This is a genomic window from Ventrimonas faecis (genome assembly GCF_040096075.1).
Classification (GTDB): domain Bacteria; phylum Bacillota; class Clostridia; order Lachnospirales; family Lachnospiraceae; genus Brotaphodocola; species Brotaphodocola faecis.
This window is the reverse complement of sequence record NZ_JBBMFJ010000001.1, coordinates 186,951-209,661: the sequence shown is the minus strand read 5'-3', so window position 1 is coordinate 209,661 and position 22,711 is coordinate 186,951. Positions and strand designations below refer to the sequence as shown.

24 protein-coding genes are annotated in these 22,711 nt (G+C 48.1%); 20 read left to right on the top strand and 4 right to left on the bottom strand.

What is annotated here, in order from left to right; translation table 11 throughout:
* The first annotated feature begins 29 nt into the window (after positions 1–29).
* Complete coding sequence (locus tag WMO41_RS01005) at positions 30–1,091, top strand: tetratricopeptide repeat protein (RefSeq protein ID WP_349228210.1); 1,062 nt, start codon at positions 30–32, stop codon at positions 1,089–1,091.
* Between the two features lie 606 nt (positions 1,092–1,697).
* On the opposite strand, the gene WMO41_RS01000 is transcribed toward WMO41_RS01005, so the two are convergent.
* Both WMO41_RS01000 and WMO41_RS00995 read right to left on the bottom strand, forming a co-directional pair.
* Positions 1,698–3,032 (bottom strand): MATE family efflux transporter, encoded by a 1,335-nt coding sequence (locus WMO41_RS01000; protein ID WP_349228209.1) that lies wholly within the window; start codon positions 3,030–3,032, stop codon positions 1,698–1,700.
* Positions 3,033–3,118: 86 nt separating this feature from the next.
* Complete coding sequence (locus WMO41_RS00995) at positions 3,119–3,766, bottom strand: cytidylate kinase-like family protein (RefSeq protein ID WP_349228208.1); 648 nt, start codon at positions 3,764–3,766, stop codon at positions 3,119–3,121.
* Between the two features lie 165 nt (positions 3,767–3,931).
* On the opposite strand from WMO41_RS00995, the gene WMO41_RS00990 reads away from it, so the two are divergent.
* The 10 genes from WMO41_RS00990 to WMO41_RS00945 all read left to right on the top strand — a co-directional run bounded on the left by WMO41_RS00990 (position 3,932) and on the right by WMO41_RS00945 (position 14,572).
* Positions 3,932–4,831, top strand: coding sequence for a LysR family transcriptional regulator (locus WMO41_RS00990; RefSeq protein WP_349228207.1), 900 nt, complete (start codon positions 3,932–3,934; stop codon positions 4,829–4,831).
* Positions 4,832–4,952: 121 nt separating this feature from the next.
* On the top strand, positions 4,953–5,153 hold the full coding sequence (locus WMO41_RS00985; RefSeq protein ID WP_349228206.1) for a hypothetical protein: 201 nt from the start codon (positions 4,953–4,955) through the stop codon (positions 5,151–5,153).
* A gap of 176 nt (positions 5,154–5,329) precedes the next feature.
* Complete coding sequence (locus tag WMO41_RS00980) at positions 5,330–5,854, top strand: C-GCAxxG-C-C family protein (protein WP_349228205.1); 525 nt, start codon at positions 5,330–5,332, stop codon at positions 5,852–5,854.
* A 15-nt stretch (positions 5,855–5,869) separates the two neighbouring features.
* Positions 5,870–6,790, top strand: a complete 921-nt coding sequence (locus WMO41_RS00975) for a TDT family transporter (protein WP_349228204.1) — start codon at positions 5,870–5,872, stop codon at positions 6,788–6,790.
* Between the two features lie 108 nt (positions 6,791–6,898).
* Positions 6,899–8,200: a CitMHS family transporter gene (locus WMO41_RS00970; protein WP_349228203.1), complete on the top strand. Its 1,302-nt coding sequence runs from the start codon at positions 6,899–6,901 to the stop codon at positions 8,198–8,200.
* A gap of 301 nt (positions 8,201–8,501) precedes the next feature.
* On the top strand, positions 8,502–9,191 hold the full coding sequence (locus WMO41_RS00965) for a response regulator transcription factor (RefSeq protein WP_349228202.1): 690 nt from the start codon (positions 8,502–8,504) through the stop codon (positions 9,189–9,191).
* Positions 9,192–9,224: 33 nt separating this feature from the next.
* Positions 9,225–11,435: an ATP-binding protein gene (locus WMO41_RS00960; protein WP_349228201.1), complete on the top strand. Its 2,211-nt coding sequence runs from the start codon at positions 9,225–9,227 to the stop codon at positions 11,433–11,435.
* 116 nt (positions 11,436–11,551) lie between these two features.
* Positions 11,552–13,237, top strand: a complete 1,686-nt coding sequence (locus WMO41_RS00955; RefSeq protein ID WP_349228200.1) for an AAA family ATPase — start codon at positions 11,552–11,554, stop codon at positions 13,235–13,237.
* Positions 13,230–13,490 carry a TspO/MBR family protein gene (locus WMO41_RS00950; RefSeq protein WP_349228199.1) on the top strand — a complete coding sequence of 87 codons (261 nt, stop codon included), beginning with the start codon at positions 13,230–13,232 and terminating at the stop codon, positions 13,488–13,490. The genes WMO41_RS00955 and WMO41_RS00950 overlap by 8 nt, the downstream gene beginning before the upstream one ends.
* Before the next feature lie 137 nt (positions 13,491–13,627).
* The gene (locus tag WMO41_RS00945) at positions 13,628–14,572 is read left to right on the top strand and encodes an L-lactate dehydrogenase (protein ID WP_349228198.1); all 945 of its coding nucleotides are present in this window, start codon (positions 13,628–13,630) and stop codon (positions 14,570–14,572) included.
* Between the two features lie 66 nt (positions 14,573–14,638).
* Here WMO41_RS00945 and WMO41_RS00940 read toward each other — a convergent pair whose 3' ends face one another.
* Both WMO41_RS00940 and WMO41_RS00935 read right to left on the bottom strand, forming a co-directional pair.
* A complete protein-coding gene (locus WMO41_RS00940; protein ID WP_349228197.1) occupies positions 14,639–14,980 on the bottom strand; it encodes a winged helix-turn-helix transcriptional regulator in 342 nt (113 codons plus the stop codon).
* 18 nt (positions 14,981–14,998) lie between these two features.
* Entirely contained in the window at positions 14,999–15,322 is a 324-nt protein-coding gene (locus tag WMO41_RS00935; protein WP_349228196.1) for a winged helix-turn-helix transcriptional regulator, read from the bottom strand.
* Positions 15,323–15,560: 238 nt separating this feature from the next.
* Between WMO41_RS00935 and acgA the strand changes: the two genes are divergently transcribed.
* The 9 genes from acgA to WMO41_RS00890 all read left to right on the top strand — a co-directional run bounded on the left by acgA (position 15,561) and on the right by WMO41_RS00890 (position 22,478).
* Complete coding sequence (acgA, locus tag WMO41_RS00930; RefSeq protein WP_349228195.1) at positions 15,561–15,752, top strand: ACGX-repeat peptide; 192 nt, start codon at positions 15,561–15,563, stop codon at positions 15,750–15,752.
* A gap of 3 nt (positions 15,753–15,755) precedes the next feature.
* Complete coding sequence (gene acgM / locus WMO41_RS00925; protein WP_349228194.1) at positions 15,756–16,790, top strand: radical SAM/SPASM domain protein, ACGX system; 1,035 nt, start codon at positions 15,756–15,758, stop codon at positions 16,788–16,790.
* Positions 16,787–17,377 carry a nitroreductase family protein gene (locus tag WMO41_RS00920; RefSeq protein WP_349228193.1) on the top strand — a complete coding sequence of 197 codons (591 nt, stop codon included), beginning with the start codon at positions 16,787–16,789 and terminating at the stop codon, positions 17,375–17,377. The genes acgM and WMO41_RS00920 overlap by 4 nt, the downstream gene beginning before the upstream one ends.
* A 145-nt stretch (positions 17,378–17,522) precedes the next feature.
* Positions 17,523–17,918 carry a pyridoxamine 5'-phosphate oxidase family protein gene (locus tag WMO41_RS00915; RefSeq protein WP_349228192.1) on the top strand — a complete coding sequence of 132 codons (396 nt, stop codon included), beginning with the start codon at positions 17,523–17,525 and terminating at the stop codon, positions 17,916–17,918.
* A gap of 86 nt (positions 17,919–18,004) precedes the next feature.
* On the top strand, positions 18,005–18,799 hold the full coding sequence (locus WMO41_RS00910; RefSeq protein WP_349228191.1) for a protein-ADP-ribose hydrolase: 795 nt from the start codon (positions 18,005–18,007) through the stop codon (positions 18,797–18,799).
* Entirely contained in the window at positions 18,735–19,739 is a 1,005-nt protein-coding gene (locus WMO41_RS00905; RefSeq protein ID WP_349228190.1) for an SIR2 family NAD-dependent protein deacylase, read from the top strand. Before WMO41_RS00910 ends, WMO41_RS00905 begins: the two co-directional genes overlap by 65 nt.
* Positions 19,740–19,802: 63 nt before the next feature.
* Entirely contained in the window at positions 19,803–21,158 is a 1,356-nt protein-coding gene (locus tag WMO41_RS00900) for an MATE family efflux transporter (protein ID WP_349228189.1), read from the top strand.
* A gap of 76 nt (positions 21,159–21,234) precedes the next feature.
* Positions 21,235–21,852 (top strand): TetR/AcrR family transcriptional regulator, encoded by a 618-nt coding sequence (locus tag WMO41_RS00895; protein WP_349228188.1) that lies wholly within the window; start codon positions 21,235–21,237, stop codon positions 21,850–21,852.
* Positions 21,849–22,478 carry a GNAT family N-acetyltransferase gene (locus WMO41_RS00890; RefSeq protein ID WP_349228187.1) on the top strand — a complete coding sequence of 210 codons (630 nt, stop codon included), beginning with the start codon at positions 21,849–21,851 and terminating at the stop codon, positions 22,476–22,478. Before WMO41_RS00895 ends, WMO41_RS00890 begins: the two co-directional genes overlap by 4 nt.
* The last annotated feature ends 233 nt before the right edge of the window (positions 22,479–22,711 follow it).

Here is a 22,711-nt window from a genome sequence, read left to right as displayed (position 1 = left end):
ACAAAGATGGATAGAGGAGTATGGTGAAAATGAAGGTTGCTGTAAAAAAATGGAAAAAGCTAAAGACTGTGTGCAGTGTTTTTTTGCTCTTGGCAGTCCTGCTTGCAGGCTGCCAGAAGAAAATGACTATTCAGGACTATCTGGACTTAGGTGAAAAATACCTGACAGAAGCCAATTATGAAGAGGCGATCGTAGCCTTTACAAAAGCAATAGAAATAGACCCGAAACAGGCAGCTGCTTATGAAAAACGTGCAGAGGTTTATACAGCCCGTATCCAGGCAGGCGGAGTGGATGATGTCAGTCAGTGGACAGATGAGATACGTGGATTTTATGCAAGTGGTGAGGCAGATTATCTGAAAGCTATTGAACTGGAGCCAAAAACAGCTGGAAATTATGAAAAACTGGCAGAATTGTATCTGCTGGCAGGAGAAACAGAAAAAGCAGTGGATATCCTTAAAAAAGGTTATGAAGAAACAGGAGATGAGGCATTAGATAAGCGCAGACAGGAAATCGAAGCTTCCCAGATCACTTCTACCGTAGATCCATCTGTTTATAACGGAAGTATGACAATGGAGATGTATATGATCATGCCATATCCGGAGTATTTTGGAAAAGAGATCAATACATATGATGGAATGGGGCGTATGACATCCTTTGAATGGTATGATTTTGATGGTACTGTTTCTGAAACATATTATTGGAAATATGATGATGAAGCAGGAAAGACCTATGAAGAATCCAGTGAGGCTTATTACGAAGGAATAGAAACAGAAAATGGAAAGGAAAATGGACAGGAAGTTACCGGAGCAAAAGGGGCCAGAATGTGGAACAGCACTCAGGAGATAAATGGCTGCAAAGATCAGGCCAGATACCGTCCATCTATAGGATCAGGGAGTGGAAATCCGCCGGTCATATGGTACGCTATGACAGATCCGACAAAGAAACCGGAAAATGGGAAAATTTCCATGGAAAATGATCAGTATGCTACTTATGAATATGATTCATTAGGAAGAGTCAGTGCAATACATTCATATACTTCCGGTGGAGAAGAAACTGGTTATTGTATAATTACATATTCTTCAGGAGAATAATGGGTTGCATGCGGAGTATATGAATTTCTTACAGAACCTCTTATGTGGCAGCAGGAAGATATCAATGTATGGAATCGTGAGGACGATGACATCCGGGGTGTATATGGTGCCATGAAAGATTGAAAATGATTCTTCAATAGATTTTACAAATGCGGAGAAAAGTATGAAAATGTTGCAGGAAGCGAAAAAAGTTATGAGGAGATCCTCAGTTTTATACAAGGAAAACGGATACCGACAGTAGAGAGGAAGAATGACATGGAAAAACAGGAGCAGGAAGAAAGAAAACACATAGAAGCTCTGGACAGAAAAATAGAAAAACTTCAGGAAAGTAATTAAAAAGCATAAGGAATACAGTGTGCTTGCTGAGGAGCTTTCCACACTGCTGGATGAACGACATCCGGAACGGAAAATGGAGAGGGCAAAAAAAGGAAGGTATGCTGATTCAGGACATTGATCTTGGTCGTGTGGATGAAGTGCGGGAGCAGCTTCCACTGATCAAGCAGAGAAGAACTGATATTTATAGACTGGAAAAGGTTGAGAAATAAGATTGGAAATAAAAAGATCTGGAATGTTTTTATATATGCAGGAACATTCCAGATCTTTGTACTATATTTCTTTTTTACGATTCCAAGGTCCACATTTATAGAACCATACGGACATGCACATTGCGATGGTCCAGCCAATCGGCCATGCGCACCAGATTCCGATGGAACCGAAGACTCTTGCCAGTCCAATGGCCAGTGCCACACGCAGGATCAGGTCGGTGAAGGTGGCAATCATGAAGTTTCGCATCAGGCCGGCGCCTCGCAGGATACCGTCTGCCACCAGCTTTGCGGATACCACAAAGTAGAACGGGGAAAGGATCCGCAGGAACTGGATACCGGTGTCGATGGCCGGGCCGGTGGAGTTATCCATGAAGAGGAATACCAGGTAACGTCCGGCGAAGAAGTAAGCCAGGAACAGCGGAACACATAAGATCCATACCAGTTTTAATCCGGCGCGGAAACCCTGTTTGACACGTTCCATCTTCTGGGCACCGATGTTCTGGGCAGTATAGTTGGAGATGCCGTTGCCCAGGGTAGTGAAGGAGGTAATGACCAGGTTGTTTAACTTAACAGAAGCAGAGTAACCGGCAATGACGCTGGCGCCAAAGCTGTTGATGACACTCTGGATGATGATGTTTCCGACAGAGATGAAACTCTGCTGTAAAATACTCGGAATGGCGATGACGGAAATCTTGCCCAGCAGCCGCCAGGAGAAGATGGCGGCGCGTTTCTCGGTTTTTACACCGGCTAGTCTGCGCAGAACAACCAGGATCGCGAGGACGCAGCTGACACCCTGGCACAGGAAGGTTGCCCATGCGACACCGGCTACTCCCATTTTGAAGGCAGTGACGAAGAGAATATCCACTGCGATGTTGGAGGTAGAGGATGCTGCCAGGAAGATGAAGGGTGTCTTGGAATCTCCCAGTGCGGAGAAGATTCCGGTAGCAATATTATAAAAGAACAGGAATGGCAGTCCTAAAATGTAAATGTTTAAGTACAGCATGGAGTCATCCAGGATTTCTGCCGGTGTGTTGATGAGCTCCAGTAAGGAACGGCAGAGTGCCAGTCCGCCGGCCATCAGCACGCCGCAGAGGACAGCGCCTGCAATGAGGGTAGTGTAGACGGCGGTCTTCATCTCGCTGTACTGCTTGGCGCCGAAGAGCTGCGATACGATGACGGAGCATCCGATGTTGCATCCAAAGGCGAATGCAATGAAAATCAGTGTAATCTCATAGCTGTTGCCGACAGCGGCCAACGCGTTTTCACCGACGAATTTACCGGCAACCAGGCTGTCGGCAATGTTATAAAGCTGCTGGAAGATGATGCTTCCGAACAGCGGCAGGCAGAACTGCCATAATACTTTTTGCGGTTCTCCCACGGTCAGGTCTTTGTTCATGGGTATGTACCTTCTTTCCCTAAGTTCTATTTTTCCTTTTGTTTCCCAAATTTCCAGAAGTTGTGTCAGGTTTGTCTGACACAACTTTACTGCTGCTCCGTATGTTTGTTTCGCAGCTCCAGGCACTGTAAGATCAGTTCCACGCATCCATCAATGCCGAACTGGCTGCTGCTTAACATCATGTCGTAGCTTTCAGATTCGCCCCAGTGGGTATCGGCGTAGAAATCAAAGTAGCGTTTTCGCATGCGGTCTACTTTCTGGATTCGTTTCTTCGCGGTGATCTCATCGGTCTGATTCCTTGCCATGACACGTTTGATCTTGGAATCTTCATTGGCGTAAATGAAAACGGAGAGCATATCGTCCCGGTCAGATAAAATGGAGGAAGCGCAGCGTCCGACAAACACGCCGCCGCCGTTCTGGGCGATATCCTGGATGGCGTGGCGCTCTGCGTCAAAGGCCATCTGGCTTTCCGGGTAGAATGCATGGGCCATGCTGACGGTATCCGCGAAAGGATTTCCGGTGAGCAGGCTGCCGATGGAGAATGGCTGCTCTTCATTCTGGGTCAGGAAATGCTCGGTGTAGCCGCTCTTTTCGGCTGCCTTGTGAATGAGCAGCTTGTCATAGCATGGAATGCCGAGTTTTTCTGCAAGTTTTTCCGCAATCTCACGTCCGCCGCTTCCGTATTCACGTCCGATACAGATTAACGGCTGTTTTGTATTCATGTTCTCTGCCATAAAAATTCCTTCTTTCCGGGATATTATTGTTCTGATTGAGGTGTTTCTAACCGTGTTTCATTATACTCAGTTCGGATACCGATAGATAATGTATAGTTCATATATTTACTATATAAAAAATATATAGTAAGATGAAGAAAATAGAAATGAAAGTGGAGCAGGAATATGGCAGCGAATTTTGAACATTATAAAATTTTTTATTATGTAGCCCGCTATGGAAGTTTTACCAAAGCGGCAGAGCTTCTCTACAGCAACCAGCCAAACGTCACGCGCATCATTCGGATTCTGGAGAGTGAACTGGGCTGCACACTGATGAACCGATCAAACCGCGGCATCACGCTGACGGAAGAGGGAGAGCGCCTGTACCGGAGGGTGGCAGCGGCTTTTGAGCAGATTGAATTAGGCGAGGAAGAGGTGCGCCAGAGCGCGGCGCTGGAGAGCGGAACTGTAGTGATTGGTGCCAGTGAGACGGCGCTGCACCTGTATCTGATGGAGATTCTGCGGACTTTCCATGAGGCATATCCGGGGGTACGGTTAAAGATTTACAATTACTCGACGCCGGGGGCAGCGAAGGCGATGAAAGAGGGACTCATTGATCTGGCAGTGGTGACGGCGGCAGATGAAAAAGAACTGGAAGGTGCGGCGGATCATGTGGTTTTAGTAAAGACCTTTTACGATGTGCTGATTGCGGGAAGCCGTCTGGAATATCTGGCAGATCAGAAAAATGAATTAAAAGACCTGGCACAGTATTCCCTGATCATACTGGAACGCCACACCAGCAGTTATGAATTTTACAGCCAGTTTTATCTGGAAAACGGTTTGACCATGCGACCGGACATTGAGGTGGCGACGGCGGATCTGATCCTGCCGATGGTGGAGAAGAATCTGGGAATCGGTTTCCTGCCCTATGAACTGGCGGAACAGGCGCTGGAAGAAGGCCGTGTGTTTGAGATCCCTTTAAAAGAAAGCATCCCGGAGCGCCGGATCTGCATGCTGTATGATACGAAGCGGGAAATTGGAGCAGCAGGCAGGCGGTTCCGGGAGATGGTGGTTACAAGAGCATGACTGGAAGTTTGTAAGTGCAAGATTATAAGAGCGTGATTTCTGTCTTTCCGAGCTGAATCAGTCCTTCCTGGTCCATGCGCCCAAGTTCCCTGGAAACGGCGCTCCGGTCACAGTGCTGCTGATGCCGACTTATTCGAATTCCGGTTCCGTCATGGAACTGATGAAGCAGTCTTCCACTGTGCCGTTTCTGCATTTCCAGGCAGAGGGAAACGGGGAAGCGGATGAAGTGGAGCGGAGAGAAATCTGGCTGAATCTGCTGGAAAGCGGGAATACAGAAGAAATAGATGCGGAAATACCGGAAGATGATTCCCGGAGTGCGTAAGAATGTTGTGTAACAGAATAACGAATTAATGAGAAACCTTATCATTTATTAAAAACATAAATAAATGGTAAGGTTTCTTTTAAAATCACAATTGGTAATTCATTTGGATATCCTGTATAATTTTACTAAAGATTTATCAATTACATTGTGAAAAATGAAATAGGGGGATGTTACAGATGAAGATTGGAGTTACCGAAATCAGCCCGAGAGCGGTTCAGCAGGCGGCAGAGAGAAAATTCAAAGGCGGTTACTACTGTTGTGAGGCACTGATGAGCGCAATTCGCGAGGAGTTTCAGCTTGATGTTCCGGAAGAGGTCATTGCCATGGCTTCCGGAATGGCAGTAGGCGCAGGCAAATCCGGCTGCGCATGCGGTGCATTCAACGGTGGTGTGCTGGCTCTCGGCATGTTCTTTGGCCGTACCGAGCAGAAAGGACCGACTGACCCGAAGAGCATCAAATGTATGGAACTGACGCACGAGCTGCATGACTGGTTCAAAGGAGCAAATGGAAAGAATGCCATCTGCTGCAGAGTTTTGACGAAAGAGTTTAACATGGGACAGGGAGAGCACAAAGAGCAGTGCATTTTCTTTACCGGGTTATGCGCATGGAAGGTAGCGCAGATCGTCTGCCGTGAACTTGGCATAAAGAATCTGGATGAAGTGGATGAGCCGGCACCGCGCCGTACCATCGCGGAAATCTGATCGGAGGGCGCAGGTATGAAAGAGATGATCAAAAAGGTTCCGGTCCCTTTATGTGGCGTGATGCTGGGAACCGCGGCGTTGGGAAATCTGCTGCAGAGCTATTCGGAAGGAATCCGGCAGGTGTGCGGGCTGTTTGCCGCCCTGCTGCTGATTCTGATCCTGGCTAAACTGATCTGCTTTCCGCAGATGATCAGAGAAGATATGAAGAATCCGATCATGGCAAGTGTTGCCGGTACGGGTTCCATGGCTCTGATGATCTTAAGCACTTACGCAAAACCGTGGATTGCTCAGGCAGCGTATGGCATCTGGCTGTTTGCGATTCTGCTTCATTTGATCCTGATCGTGTATTTTACCGTAACATTTTTATGTAAGCTTCAGATGCCGAAGGTATTTGCCAGTTATTACATTGTCTATGTCGGCATTGCGGTAGCGGCCATCACGGCACCGGCGTATGAGCAGACGGCCATTGGAGCAGCCGCTTTCTGGTTTGGTTTTGTGTCACTGATCCTGCTTCTGATCCTGGTGACCTACCGCTATGTGACGGTGAAAGAGGTTCCGGATCCGGCGAAACCGCTGATCTGCATTTACGCAGCACCGGCAAGCCTCTGTGTGGCTGGATATGTGCAGTCCGTGACGCCGAAGTCCTTTGGATTTCTTATGGCCTTGTTTGTGCTGGCAACGGTCCTGTATCTGTTTGCCCTGGTGAAAGCCGTGGGATATCTGAAAATGCCGTTCTACCCAAGCTATGCGGCATTTACTTTCCCGTTTGTCATCAGTGCCATCGCCGCAAAACAGACCATGGCCTGCGCTGCCAAGCTGGGACATCCGCTTCCGGCGCTTTCCGGACTTGTGTTTGTGGAAACTGTGATTGCGGTAGTCCTGGTGGTGTATACCTATATCCGTTTTATGATGTTTTTAACTGCAAAAAATAAATAATGTGTAAAATATGACAAAATTGTCATTTTTTTGTCACGAACAATTAAACTGCTGCCATTAGAATAAAACTCAGTAAGAAATTAAGAAATCTTAGGGAGGAATATGACAATGGTAGCAGTTATTGGTTTTCTGATGATCATCGCGATCGTGGTTCTGCTTTTAAAGGGCAAGATGTCCCCGATCGTGGTACTGGCCGTGGTTCCGGCTGTTGCAGCTCTGATTCTCCGGTTTTCTCCGGTAGAAATCATGGCCTTCATTGCGGATGGAATCAAGACCACCACCAGCAATGGTATCTTATTTATCTTTTCTGTAATTTATTTTGGTGTTCTGGCGGACACCGGACTCTTTGATGTCATCGTAGGATGGCTGGTAAAGAAGGCCGGAAACAACGTCATCGCAGTTACCGTGGTAACTGCAGTGATCGCAACCATCGCGCATCTGGACGGAACTACCGCGGTAACCGTTCTCATTACCATCCCGTCTATGTATCCGGTATACAAAAAGATGAAGATTGATCCGCGTATCCTTCTTTGCCTGACCGGTGCCTGCATGGGTGTTATGAACCTGCTTCCGTGGGGCGGTCCGACCGCAAGAGCGGCAACCGTTCTGGAGATGGACGCCACCGAGTTATGGCATATGCTGATCCCGCTTCAGGTTGTGGGCCTGGTTATGAACATTGCCCTTGCGGTTGTTCTCGGTATGGTTGCCATCAAGCATGGAGCTGGCCTTGGAAAAGGCGAAGAGGTTGCAGTAGATGAGAAAGAGAAGAAGGAAGAAGCAAGCTTGAGAAAGTCCAATGCTTTCCTGATCTTCAACTTCCTGCTCACCGCTGGCGTGATTGCATTGTTATCTACCGGTATTGGTAAATCCTATGTTGTGTTTATGCTGGGCCTGTGCATCCTTCTGGCTGTGAACTATCCGGACCAGAAACTGCAGGACAAGCTGATCAAGAAACACGCTCCGGCAGCGCTGATCATTTCCGCAACCCTGTTTGCAGCAGGAGCTATGGTTGGTGTCTTTGACGGAACCGGCATGCTGGAGGCAATGGCAAATGCGATCATGGCGATCATCCCGGCGGCCCTTGGCAAGTACATCCACATCATCTTCGGTATTCTGGCACTTCCGCTGGGCCTGTGCGTGGGAACCGATGCGTACTTCTACGGTATCATGCCGCTGGTTATGCAGGTAGGCGAGACCTACGGCGTAGCTTCCTTAAATACCGCGCTGACCATGCTGATCGGTAAGAACCTGGCCCTGATGGTAAGCCCGCTTGTACCGGCAACTTACCTGGCTATCGGTCTGACCGGAACCGAGCTGAAAGACCACATGAAATTCAGCATTCCGCCGTACTATCTTGTCAGCCTGATGATGCTGGTATTCGGAGTAATTCTTGGAATCGTGACCATTTAAAAATATAGGAATAAAATCGAATAAGGTTCGAAAGCGGTCATCCTGACATACCGCTGCACATAAATATCGATCCACTGTGTTCGGACGCTGCGAGCTGACAGGTGTTTGCGGACAGTCGGACTAATCGTCCGTCTTCCTCAAACGCCAGTCGCTGCAGAGCCGGACACAGTGGTCGTATTTCTGTTTCGCAGCATGTCAGAATGACCGCTTTCTATTGTGTTGGCCTTTCTGTGAGATAAATAAAACACAATTCGAGCTATTATGATATAATCAAAGCAGCAGAAGAACGAGAGGAACAGATATGAATACAGAGAAAATTTTGTTAGTGGATGATGAGCGTGCCATCCGCCTGGCGGTGCGCACAGCCCTGACCCGAGAAGGGATGCAGGTGACGGAGGCCTCTGACGGAAGCGAGGCATTGGAACTTTTGAAAAAGCAACAGTTCCATCTGGTGATTCTGGATGTGATGATGGAGCATGTGGGCGGCTATGAGGTGCTGCAGGCCATGCGGGCGGCGGGAGACCACACGCCGGTCATGATGCTGTCTGGAAAGTCGGATGAGATGGACCAGGTGCTGGGCCTGGGATTTGGGGCGGACAGTTACCTTACCAAGCCATTCCATACGGCGGTTCTGATCCAGACGGTCAAGGCCCTGATCCGCCGCAGCCAGATTTACAGCCAGGGTGGCGCGGAGAGCGAAATCCGGAAAGGACCGTTTACGGTGGATACTCTGAAAATGGAGTGCCTGAAAAATGGAGAGCCGCTGAATTTCACGGCGCGGGAAATGACCTTGTTCCGCTTCCTGATGGAGCATCCGGGACAGGTATTTACGAAAGAGCAGCTTTACACCCAGGTCTGGAATGAGGCCGTGGTGGATGACAATACTATCACCGTGTATGTGAAGAGGATCAGGAATAAAATTGAGGACGATCCGAAGCAGCCGCAGTATCTGAAGACGGTGCGCGGGATCGGATACATGCTGAGTGTATAGGGCGAACTAATGAAGAAAATCAGGCAAGTCTTTATGAAGTGGAAAACAGAACTTATAGCAGCCGGACTGCTTTTGCTTTTGTCACTGGCTATGATTTTTGCAGGGTTCCGGTTTTACCGCCAGTACCGGGCACAGGTGATCGAGACAGAGGAAAGCCAGCTCTTGACCATGGCCGGAATTATTGGAAATAATCTCAATATGTATCTGGAGCAGCAGTTAGACCAGATTGATCTGTTTTATGCGCAGGAGGCAGAAGCGAGCAGTCCGGCGCAGGCAGAGAGCATTGAGGCAAGAACATCGTATTTTCTGAAAGAAAGTGGGAGTCTGTATAACTGGATTGCCGTGACGGAGCCGGATGGCACCAGACTGCGGTATGAACCGGGGAAAGCTGCTGTTTTGGAGCAGGCGGAACCAGGAAGAGGGCTGCAGCAGGAAGAAGACAACCAGCGAAGCCCGGAACGGACCGCCAAAGATATTGAGCGTGATGGAACTCAGTATGTCGGGGGTATTCTGGAGTCTGCGGATCAGCCGGCATGGATTTCTGGCAAGGAAATTTCCGACCAGACGGGCTGGTATGAACTATATATCCAGAAGGAAGTACCTTCGGGGGACGGAATCTGCACGCTGACTTTTGCCTTGAATCTGGAGACGCTTTATCAGAAAATTGTTGCTCCAGTCAAAATCGGAAAAGACGGATATTCCAGCGTGAAAGACCAGAACATGTACATCATCATGCATCACGCAAAGGACCAGATTGGTCTGGAAGCGCTGGATGACCGCCTGAAAAAATATCCCGATCTGGATCTGAGCAGCATGAATGACTGGCTGAAAAAACAGGCGCAGGATGCATCCGGGACTGGTGTAATTGACACCTATGTCTGGGACGATCCGGGACTTGCCAGGGTGCAGCGCGTGGTGGCATTTCAGTCGATCTACATTCAGGGAGAGCGTTGGATCGTAAACTCCACGATCCCGATCCGGGAACTTTCCGGGCCGTTAGACAGTATGATGACGATGCTGACCGGTGCGGTATTTCTGTATATCCTGTTGTTGGTCGTGGCTACTGTTTTTTTGCTGAGGAACCGTTTTCTGGCAGAGACCCAGCAGAAGGAAATTACCTATTTAAAGGAGATCAATCAGGGCATGGAGATGCTGGCCCAGAAGAACAATGAAATCCGGCATTACCAGCGGATTCAGTCTCTTGGCATGATGGCGAGCCACATCGCCCATGAGTTCAACAATTACCTGACACCGGTTTTGATTTATGCGGAACTTCTGGAAAATGATGATTCCATCACGCCAGAGAATCAGGAGATGATCCATGAAATCACGGAAGCAGTGGACAAGGCATCGAATCTGTCTAAAGAACTTCTGGCCTTCTCCAGACAGGATACCGGTGTGCGCCTGGAATTGTTAAATTTCACGGAAGAGGTGGAGAGTGCTGTTTCGATTGTGCGGCAGCTTGCTCCGTCCGCAATTAACGTGAAAACAGAAGTGACACAGGAACCGCTTTATGTGCTGGGACGCAGGCGAATGGCAGAACATATTTTGATGAACCTCTGCAAAAACGCATTTCAGGCTATGGAAAAAACGGAAACAAAAGAACTTTGGATTCGTCTGTACGCGAAAGATTCCGATACCATCTGCCTGCAGGTTTCCGATACTGGATGCGGCATTGGAGATGATGCCATGCAGAAGATTTTCGAGCCGTTTTATACCACAAAAGGATCCCGGCAGGGCACCGGACTTGGACTTTCCGTGGTACAGAATATGGTGACATCTGTAGGCGGAAGTATCCGGGTAGAGAGCAAAGCAGATGCCGGAACGACCTTCATTCTGGAAATTCCCCAGAGCCGTTCCGAGGAAGAAAAAGACAGCCGCAAACGCTTAAAACAGGTACGGAAGATTGCCATTGTATCCCGGGAAGAGTCGGCGAAAACCTGGAAAAATGTATCTGCCGGAAGCCAGAAAACGGTAGATATCTATGCTCATCCGGCGGCACTCATTGATCGGATCCAGAAGAATCCGGCGGCCTATGATCTGGTCATCGCAGAGTATACGCTCCCGACTATGAACGGCATTGACCTGTGCGAAGTCATCCGCCGCATCAACCCGGAAATCCGCCTGATCCTCATTGCGGAGCAGAGCGGCGCCGATTTTGAGTGGTACTTAAATAACGGCATGATCGACCGCTTTATGCTGAAGGAGGAGTTTGCGGAGGAATTCGCGGAGATGTTTGGGTAGGAAAAATGATGTCGAATGAGAACAGTTCCTTTCAGTTGTCAGCAGAATATAAGTGTGTTAGACTGATAAATAAGGAAATAGACAGTTGTTTGTGATAGCAAAAGGTGGGTGAAGAAATGGCACGAGTAATCAGCATCGGAAAGCAGGATTTCGCTTCTTTGCGGGAAAACGGTTATTTTTTTGTGGATAAGACAAGTTTAATTCGTAAATGGTGGGAATCAGGAGATGAAATTACGCTGATTACCCGTCCGCGCCGATTTGGAAAGACTCTGAACATGAGTATGCTGGACTGCTTTTTCTCCAATCGTTACGCAAACCGTCCGGAGTTGTTTGAGGGACTGGATATCTGGAATGAGGAGCGCTACAGAAGCCTGCAGGGAACCTGGCCGGTTTTATTTTTAAGCTTTGCGTCGGTCAAGGCCGATAATCTGTCAGATGCGAAACAGCAGATCAATGCGCTGATCGCAAAAAAATACGAGGAAAACCGCTTTTTGCTGGATGGTACCCTGTTAAGCGAAAACGAGAAAAAAGCTTATGAGCAGGTTACCATGGAGATGGGGGATGCCAGAGCATCCTCGGCATTAAATGACCTGTGCTGTTACCTGAACCGGTTTTATGGAAAAAAAGTCATTGCTCTTCTGGATGAGTACGATACACCGATGCAGGAGGCGTATTTGAAAGGATACTGGGATGGATTTGTTTCTTACATCCGCAGCCTGTTCAATGCAGTGTTCAAGACGAATCCATATCTGGAACGCGCGATTATGACGGGAATTACGAGGATTTCAAAGGAATCTGTATTTTCGGATCTGAATAATCTGAATGTGATTACTACGACCTCGGAGGAATATGCGGACTGCTTTGGCTTTACAGAGGCTGAAGTATTTCAGGCTCTGGAAGAGTACGGACTGTCTTCTGAGTGGGAACAGGTAAAGCATTGGTATGATGGTTTTATTTTCGGAAACTGCAGGGATATCTACAATCCATGGTCCATCACAAATTATCTGGACAAAAAGCAGTTTCGTCCGTACTGGGCGGCGACCAGTTCCAATGCGCTGGTGAACCGGTTGATCCAGACATCCTCCGCGGATATCAAACAGAAGATGGAACGGTTGATCAATGGCAGACCAGTTACGGTAACTTTTGATGAACAGATTGTATATGACCAGCTGGATCTGGACGAACGCGCAATCTGGAGCCTTCTGCTGGCGGGGGGATATTTAAAAGCTACGGAGGTAGAATACCGGGGAGTATTTCAGGAACCGTGGTATCAGCTGAGCATCACCAATCAGGAAACTTACGGAATGTTTGCCGGAATGTTTAAGGGCTGGTTTGGCCGGTCATTGTCAAGCTACAATGGATTTATCCAGGCATTGTTAGCCGGAAACAAAAAAGAAATGAATGCCTATATGAATGAAGTTGCGCTGATGACATTCAGCTGTTTTGATACGGGCAGGCATCCATCTGAGAAGACACAGCCGGAGCGCTTTTATCATGGTTTTGTACTGGGACTGCTGGTGGAACTTCGGGATCGGTACCAGGTGGAATCGAATGGGGAAAGCGGATATGGACGGTATGATATCATGCTGACTCCATTAAAAAAAGCAGATGATGCGATTCTGATTGAATTTAAAGTTCATGACCCGGAGGAAGAACGGACACTGGAAGATACGGTGCAGGCCGCACTCCGGCAGATTCACGAAAAACGATATGACGCGAAATTAAAAGCCGCAGGATTTTCCGAAGAAAAGATCCGAAGTTATGGATTTGCGTTCGAAGGGAAAAAAGTGCTGATTGGATAGCACGACGCAGACCAGGGCGTTGAAAACCTATGGGACGCAGCTGGTGGTCAATTTTTTCTGGCCAATCCTGTTCTTTCTGGGAAAGCAGTATACGATTGCTTTTGCCTGGCTCTGCTTTTTATGGTATTTGGTCTACAGTTGCCTGAACCAGTTTTATCTGCTGTCGAGAAAGGCAGGGAATCTGCTGGTGCCGTATCTGGTGTGGCTGACGTATGCAGGATATCTGAATCTACTGATTGCTATTTTGAATTGAAATAGCAATCAGTAGATAAAAATAAAATATAGTAATGATTACTAATATTGACAAACATAGAAAATTACCATATAATGCCATTATAGAAACCAGGTAATAAAAGATTTCAGAGTGTATACTCAGATTTGGAGGAATATATGGCAGTAAACAGCAGAAAAGTAGTGATTGTAGGATGTGGATTTGTTGGGTCAGCTTCTGCATTTGCACTGATGCAGAGCAAGCTGTTTTCAGAGATGGTTCTGATTGATGCGGATCAGAGAAGGGCGGAAGGAGAGGCTATGGATATCGGTCATGGGATGGCATTTGCAAGTCCCATGAAAATTTATGCGGGAACTTACGACGACATTACCGATGCAGCGGTGATCGTAATCACGGCCGGAGCAAATCAGAAACCAGATGAGACAAGACTGGATCTGATCAGGAAAAATAGTGCTATTATGAAATCCATTGTTGGTGAAATCAAAAAGAGAGAATTCCATGGAATTTTACTGATCGTCTCAAATCCGGTAGATATTCTTACTTATATTGCATTAAAGGAATCCGGATACCCGGCAAATCGCGTGATTGGTTCCGGTACGGTTCTTGATACGGGAAGATTCCGGTATGAACTGGGTGAGCATTTAGGTGTGGACAGCAGAAGCGTACACGCTTACATTATCGGAGAACATGGGGATAGTGAGCTTGCCGCGTGGAGTGATGCTCGGATCGGCGGCTTGCCGATTCATGATTTTTGCGAATTAAGAGGACATTACGATCACGATGCCTCCATGGATAGGATTTTCAACAATGTAAGAAACAGTGCGTACGAGATCATATCCAGAAAGCACGCAACCTACTATGGCATCGCGATGGCAGTCTGCAGAATCTGTTCTGCCATTGTGCGGGATGAACGTTCCATTATGCCGGTATCCAGCCTGATGACGGGAGAGTATGGAATTCAGGATGTGGTACTGAGTATCCCATCGGTTGTGGATGCCAATGGAATTGAGGCAGTCGTGCCGATTGAATTAAGTGAAAAGGAACTGGATGCGTTGAGAAATTCAGCAAATGTATTAAAGAAGATTATTCAGGAAAACAGCTAAGGTAAAAAACAGGCTGCTGCGCAATGGGAAATGTGGAATCCTGTTGTGCAGCAGCCTGTCCTGACATTAATTTTGTTCCTGGGAGTGCTGATAATGTTCGCCCCAGGTCCACATGGCATCCATGATCGGCTTTAAGCTGTGACCGAGATCCGTCAGGGAATATTCCACTTTCGGAGGCACTTCGGCGTAAACCTTGCGGTTTACCAGGCCGCTTTCCTCCATCTGGCGCAGTTGGGCGGTAAGTACCTTCTGACTTACCTGGCCGATGGATTTTTTCAATTCTCCAAATCGTTTGGTTCCCGTCAGTAAGTCCCGGAGAATGAGCACTTTCCATTTATCACTGATGAGTGTAAGGGTTGTCTCCACCGGGCAGGCCGGGAGCTTTTTGGTATTCTGAATATCTGGCATGGGAAATCTCCTTATTCTTTATTTCTGCGCTTTGTAGGCTAATCCCCATGTTTCCATCGATTTGATGATAGGCCGCATGGATTCGCCTAGTTCGGACAGTGCATATTCTACCCGTGGCGGCACTTCCGGGTATACGGTCCGGGTGATGATGCCATCCGCCTCCATGGAGCGCAGACTGTCGGTGAGTACCTTTTGGCTGATGCCTTCCAGATCCTTTTTCAGTTCGTTAAAGCGCCACGGACGCGCCAGAAGATTTCGCATGATCAGAAGCTTCCATTTGCTTCCGATGAGAGAGACCGTGGTGGCCACCGGGCAGGCGGGCATTTCTTCTTTGGTAAGCATAAACATGCACCTCCAATAGTTTCCATTTGAATGTTATATACAAATTATAATATAGCATGTTCCGGTGTTCAAGTAGTTACTTCGCAGTAACTGTGGGTTACAAGTTACAGTAACACGGTTACAAAAAGGTGACTCAGTAATAGATTTGTGCGTACTTTTTTTACGCTGGCTGATTCAGTACAATAACATTGTGGATGGGAAATGAGTCCGGAATATAAAAATCAGGAGGCAGGAAATTATGAGTTTATCAAATCTTTTTGGATGGAATAAAAAGGCAGAGGCATCAGTAGCATGTGGGACTGCGTGCGGAGCAGGAGACAAGCAGGAAGAAAAGCCAGCAGCATGCGGAACCGCGTGTGGAGCAGGGGACAAGCCGGAAGAAACACCTACTGCTTGTGGCTCTGCCTGCGGTGCTGGAGATAAGCAGTAAACTATGAAACAGTATTTTTCTTTTCAGTGGCACATCACCGATGAATGTGACCAGCGGTGTAAGCATTGTTATATTTTTTCTGAAAACAGCAACAAAAAGTTGGATGCGATGTCCTGGCAGCAGATGCAGGACACCTTTTATAACTGTCTGGATTTCTGCAAAGTTTATGACCGTCTGCCGTATTTCTACATCACCGGCGGTGATCCGATTTTGCATCCGGACTTTTGGAAACTGCTGGAACTGATGAGGCAGCACAGCGTTCCATTTACGATTCTTGGAAATCCGTTTCATTTGACGGATGAAGTGTGCCGTAAGCTAAAGGAGTATGGATGCGAAAAATATCAGCTTTCCATTGACGGTTTGCGCCAGACCCACGACTGGTTCCGCAAACCCGGCAGTTTTGATATTACGCTGGAGAAGATCGGCTGCATCAACCGGGCGGGTATCCGTTCTGTGGTGATGACCACCGTTTCCGGTACGAACATTGACGAGGTTCCAGGCATTATCGATGCTGTTGTGGCGGCTGGGGTAAATGTCTTTGCTTTCGCCCGTTACTGTCCCACTAGCGCGGAAAAAGATGTGGGCATTGAGCCGCTGCGCTACCACAAGCTGCTATCTGACTGCGACAAGAAATTCAGGGAATATGAGGCCGCAGGCTGTCAGACCTACTTCAACAAGAAAGACCATCTGTGGACGCTGTATGAGTACGAAACTGGGGCATTTCAGATTTCGGAGGCCGTAGAGGATGGCATGATTTATGGTGGATGCAACTGTGGCAACTGCCACCTGACAATCCTTCCCGCCGGAGATGTTTACGCCTGCAGAAGAGTGCAGAACAGCAAGGTAGCCAACGTATTTACGGATCAGTTATCGGATGTATGGGTTTGTCAGATGGAGCAGTACCGTGATTACACGAAGTTTGAGAAGTGCAGCAAGTGCGAACTGTTGGCGTTTTGCCGGGGGTGTCCTGCCGTGGCAAGCGGTAAAGACGGGGATTTCTATGCCGCTGATCCGCAGTGCTGGAAGGAGGTTTCATGATGAATGAAGTGATGAAAACAATCTTGCACCGCCGTTCTTTCCGGCGGTTTGAGGACAGACAGATTGAAGAATCTGCGTTGCAGGAAATTTTGCAGGCCGGTTTGTATGCGCCAAGTGCGGGTGGCAGGCAGAGCGTGATTTTTGCAGTTTGTCAGGACAGAGAAGTGAATGAGCGTCTCGGCAAGATTAAGCGGGCAAATTCTCATCCCCGGATGGCTACAGCCACCAGTTATGTATCAAAAGAACAGCCCAGCATTGCAGATGATCCGAAGCTGCTTAACGCTTTTTATGATGCACCTACGGTCATCACTCTGTTTGCGCCGAAGAATTTTCTATTTTCGGTGGATGACTGCGCAGTAGCAGCGGAAAATATGATGCTGATGGCAGATTCTTTGGGGATTGGTTCCTGTTATATTGGTCAGGGGTGGATGGCATTTGCTGATTCCTACGGACAGGATGTGTTAAGACAGTGGGAAATCCCGGTTACGCACTATGCTGTCATGCAGCTTATCCTAGGATATCCGCGCGAGGAGGACAGGCACCCATCCGCAAAGCCAAGAAAAGAAAGACGTGTTTTACGATTTTAAATGGAAAAGGCGATAGTTTCCCCGCGGTAACTATCCCACAATATTGTGCGTACTTCCGCATTTTCTCATCATCCGTTATAGTTGAGTCATCGAAAGGAAAAACTTTCAAAACCCAATCATAACATTTATCATGGAGGATAAGACAATGAAGAAAGTAGTAGAATTTTTACAGGCAAATCCGGTACAGTATCTGGCAACCGTAGGACGTGATGGAAAGGCAAAATGCCGTCCGTTCATGTTCTCCGGCGAGATGGATGGAAAGCTCTGGTTCTGCACCAACAATACTAAAGCGGTGTACAAGGATATGCAGAAGAACCCGGAGATTGAGATTTCTGTTTCCAGTCCGTCCTACGCATGGATCCGCCTGCACGGCAAGGCAGTGTTTGAAAACAACATGGCTGTCAAGGAAATGTGCATTGCAAACCCGATCGTAAAGAGCCAGTATCAGACCGCAGAGAACCCGATTTTTGAAGTGTTCTATCTGGAAGATGCTCACGGTCTGATCGCGGACTTTTCCGGTAACCCGCCGTACGAATTCTAAGAGAAACAGACTAAAATTCTGGCAGACAAAAAGCCTGGAAACGGGCAGGGAGCTGCTGAGAAATTCTAAAAAATGAGGGATGTCGTATGAACCAGAGTGAGCGCAGACAATATCTGATCCGGGCCCTTTGCGCAGAGCGAAGAGAACGCCGGAGCATGGAAATTCCGATAGGAAAAAAGGAACAGGATGACCTGCTCCGGGCATTGATGAATGTCCGGGAACCGAAGCAGATTTCGGAAGAATTCCTGCAGATCCAGGATGAATATTTGCAGGAAGAGCAGAGCAAACGAACCCTTACGGATGTTTCTGAAATCGCGTCGTGTGATCTGGATGAGCGTCTGGCACTCTGGCAGGGCGATATTACTACACTGAAAATCGATGCCATTGTGAATGCCGCCAACAGCGGCCTGTGCGGATGCTTTTATCCGCTTCACGGCTGCATTGATAACATCATCCACAGCCACAGTGGCATACAGCTTCGGCTGTACTGTGCGGATCTGATGCGAAAGCAGGGACATGAGGAGGATACCGGACAGGCCAAAATCACACCGGCCTTTAATCTGCCGTGCAAGTATGTACTTCATACTGTAGGGCCGGTTATTTATGGAACTGTGACAAAAAAGGACTGTGACCTGCTTGCAAATTGTTACCGTTTCTGTCTGAAACTGGCGGCGCAGTCCGGTGTGGAAAGCATTGCGTTCTGCTGTATTTCTACCGGAGAATTCCATTTTCCAAATGAGAAAGCGGCAGAGATCGCGGTTCGCGCCGTGCGGGAATTTTTAGAAACAGAAACCAGGATAAAGAAGGTGGTCTTCAATGTTTTCAAGGATCTGGACAAAGAAATTTACAGAAGAATCCTCGGATCAGACAGAGCAGATTGAGCGTCTGAAAGAGACACTGGAGAAATCAGATGCGGTGGTGATCGGAGCCGGTGCAGGGCTTTCTACTTCGGCAGGATTTACCTACAGCGGGGAGCGGTTTGAACGTTATTTTTCAGATTTCGCGAAACAATATGGCTTTGCGGATATGTATTCCGGCGGTTTTTATCCGTTTCAGACTTCGGAAGAACACTGGGCCTACTGGAGCCGTTATATCTGGATCAACCGCTATCAGAATGCGCCGAAACCGGTGTATGAACAGCTCTATGATCTGGTGAAGGAGAAGGACTATTTTGTGCTGACGACCAACGTGGATCACTGTTTCCAGAAGGCCGGATTTGACAAGCACCGCCTCTTTTATACCCAGGGAGATTATGGACTGTTCCAGTGCAGCAGGCCATGCCATGAGGAGACCTATGATAATGAAGAAATCATCCGGTGCATGCTGGAATCGCAGGGATATATGGTGAAAATAGAAAAAACGGAGGAACCGCTGACTGCGGAAACGATGCCAGCGAAATCGCAGAAAAATCAGAGCAGATATCAGGAACTGCGACCGCCGGAACCGGGAACTTTGAAGATGCAGATTCTATCCGATCTGGTGCCGCACTGTCTGAAATGCGGAAGACCCATGACCATGAATTTGCGCTGTGATGACACCTTTGTTCAGGATGAAGGCTGGCACCGGGCATCGCAGCGTTATGCGGAATTTTTGCGCAGACATGAGGGAATGCGGCTGCTGTTTCTGGAACTGGGAACGGGATACAATACACCAGGTATCGTGAAGTACAGCTTCTGGCAGATGACAGACCAGAATCCCAATGCCACTTACGCCTGCCTGAATCTTGGTGAAGCTTATGCGCCGAATCAAATCCGGAAACGCGCCATCTGTATCAATCAGGATATTGGAGAAGTATTAGACATTTTACAGAAATTGCAATAGAATGTAGGTATTCGAAAGAATATCTGCATTCTTTTATTTTGCAGGCTGGGGAGGAAAGATTCTATGAAATCACAACCGAAAAACCTGATCTTTTCTAATAAAGATCTGATTCATCTGGTGATTCCGCTGGTCATTGAGCTGGCACTAAAGCTGATCGTAGGACTTCTGGATTCCATCATGGTATCCAGTGTGGGCGAGGCAGCGGTATCCGGCGTATCCCTGATTGATACGGTCTTTCAGCTTTTGATCTATATTTTTGCGGCACTGGCTGCTGGAGGCGCGATTGTGGCCGGACAGCGCTTAGGTGCCGGAAATAAGGCGGAGGCGAAGCGTTCAGCCGGAGAACTGATCTGGCTGAATGCCATCATTTCTCTGGTTATCATGCTGCTGATGTCTGGCATTTCCGAATGGATTCTGACGCATCTGTTTGGTCATATTGAAGCGGATGTGTACTATCATGCGAAGCGGTATCTGTTCGTGGCCGTCTTTTCCATTCCGGCTATTGGCATTTTTGAAGCGGGAACGGCCATTTTCCGGACCATGAATGATTCGGAGACAACCATGAAGATCTCGCTGCTCATGAATGCCATCAATGCGGTGGGCAACGCCATTCTCATTTATGGATTCCTGATGGGAACCCAGGGCGCGGCACTTTCCACGTTGGTATCCCGCTGGGTGGCGGCATTTATTGTAGTCTGGCTTTTGCTGAATCCGAAGCGGGAGCTGAGTATTGAGCGGAGCCTGCGCCACCGTTTTGACTGGAATCTTACCCAAAATATTCTGAGTCTGGGTATTCCGAATGGTGTAGAAAATGGAATTTTTCAGTTAGGAAAGATCGTGATTCTGGGGTTTGTAACTACATTTGGAACCAGCGCAATTACGGCCAACGCGGTCACGCAGACGCTGGCATCGCTGGAGGTAATTCCGGGCAGTGCCGTTCAGCTTGCCATGATCCCGGTCATTTCCCGGTGCGTGGGAAAGAATGGCTATGAACAGGCACGCTATTATAACTGGAAGCTGATGAAGATGGCCTATGCGGCCATGTGGATCTGGTGTGGTGTTATGGTCTTAAGTCTGCCGGGAATTCTGAAGATTTACAAACTGTCCGAGGAAACAGCAAAGCTGATGATCACCATGTTTTTATGGCATACGGCGGGTGCGGTTACCCTGTGGCCGCTGTCCTTTGATCTTCCGGCTTCCCTGCGGGCATCCGGTGATGTCAGGTTCCCTATGGTGATTTCCATTTTGTCGATGTGGGTTATGCGGCTTGGTGGAGCTCACATTCTGGCAGGTTCGCTGCAGCTTGGTGCCGTCGGTGTCTGGATTGCCATGTCCATGCTGGACTGGGGATTCCGTGGAACGATTTATGTATTCCGGTGGAGAGGCGGAAAGTGGATGGAGAAACGATTATTTAATTAAATAAAAACCCTTGACAAGTAAACGACCGTTCACTACATTATAAGTGAACGGTCGTTTACTTTATAGGAGGTACCGAATGACAGACACAAAAGAACGCATCCTTCAGACTGCCCTTCGTCTTTTCGCGGAAGACGGATATGAGGCGGTATCGGTCAGCACCATTGCGGGTGAGCTTGGCATGACGAAGGGGGCGCTGTATAAACATTACAAAAACAAGCAGGACATTTTTGACAGCATTGTCGCGCGCATGGAGCAGCGTGACGCAGAGCAGGCCGGAGACTATGAGGTGCCGGAGGGAACTGTGGACGAGATGGAAGAAGCATATCAGAGCACATCCTTAAAGCAGCTGCTGGAGTTCAGCAAAGCCCAGTTTCGCTATTGGACGGAGGATGCGTTTGCGTCCCGGTTCCGGAGACTGTTAACACTGGAGCAGTACCGCAGCGAAACCATGGGAAAGCTTTATCAGCAGTATCTGGCGGCGGGACCGATGGGCTATGTAGCGGATCTGTTTGCCGGTATGGGCTTTTCAGAGCCACAGGAGAAAGCAGCTTCTTTTTACGCGCCGATGTTTCTTTTATACACGGTTTACGACGGAGCAGAAGCGTCGGAGAAAGAAGCAGTGCTTGCGCTGGCGGATGCCTGCCTGGAACAGAGCTGTAAATCGTTGAAACAGGAAAAGGAGGAGACAGTATGAGTCTGAAAATTCGCAGAGAAACAGAAAAAGATTATCGCGCAGTGGAAAACCTGACACGGGAAGCATTCTGGAATGTATACCGCCCTGGCTGCACGGAGCATTATGTACTGCATTGCTACCGCGCAGACAGCGGCTTTGTGCCGGAACTGGATTTTGTCATGGAGCTGGATGGGAAACTCATCGGCCATGTGATGTACGCAAAATCTGAGATCATAACAGAAGACGGAGCGTCTGTACCGATCATGACGTTTGGTCCGATCAGCATAGCACCGGCTTACAAACGCCAGGGCTATGGAAAGAAGCTTCTGGACTATTCCATGGAAGAGGCGAAGAAGCTGGGCGTGAAAGCTCTGGCCATTACTGGAAATATTGATTTTTATGGGAAGTCCGGTTTTGTCACCGCAAGTTCCAGACAGATTCGCTATGACGATGCAGAATCGGAGGATGAGGTGGTTCCATATTTCCTGATCAAGGAGCTGGAACCGGGATTTTTAGATTCCATCTGCGGGACTTACCGGGATCCCAAGTCATATTTCGTGGCAGAGGAACATCCAGAAGACTTTGAAGCGTTTGACGCAACGTTTCCGGTGAAGGAAAAGAAAACGCTGCCGGGGCAGTTATTCTGATGCGTAATAGAAGGCACCTGCTATCCCTGTGCCTCGGCATTTTCTTTCTCCAGATTTCTGCTTTCACAGCCTGCAGAAGCTCTGGCTTTGTAATCAGTTCATATGCGGCTCCGGACAGAATCTTGGCGCCGTACAGAATCGCATTGTGGGCTTCCTCGGTTTTTCCGTGTTTCTTTAAGCAGCTTTGGTGCGCTGAATCTCCGGAAGATCCTGATTATGATCGTGTTCTTTGC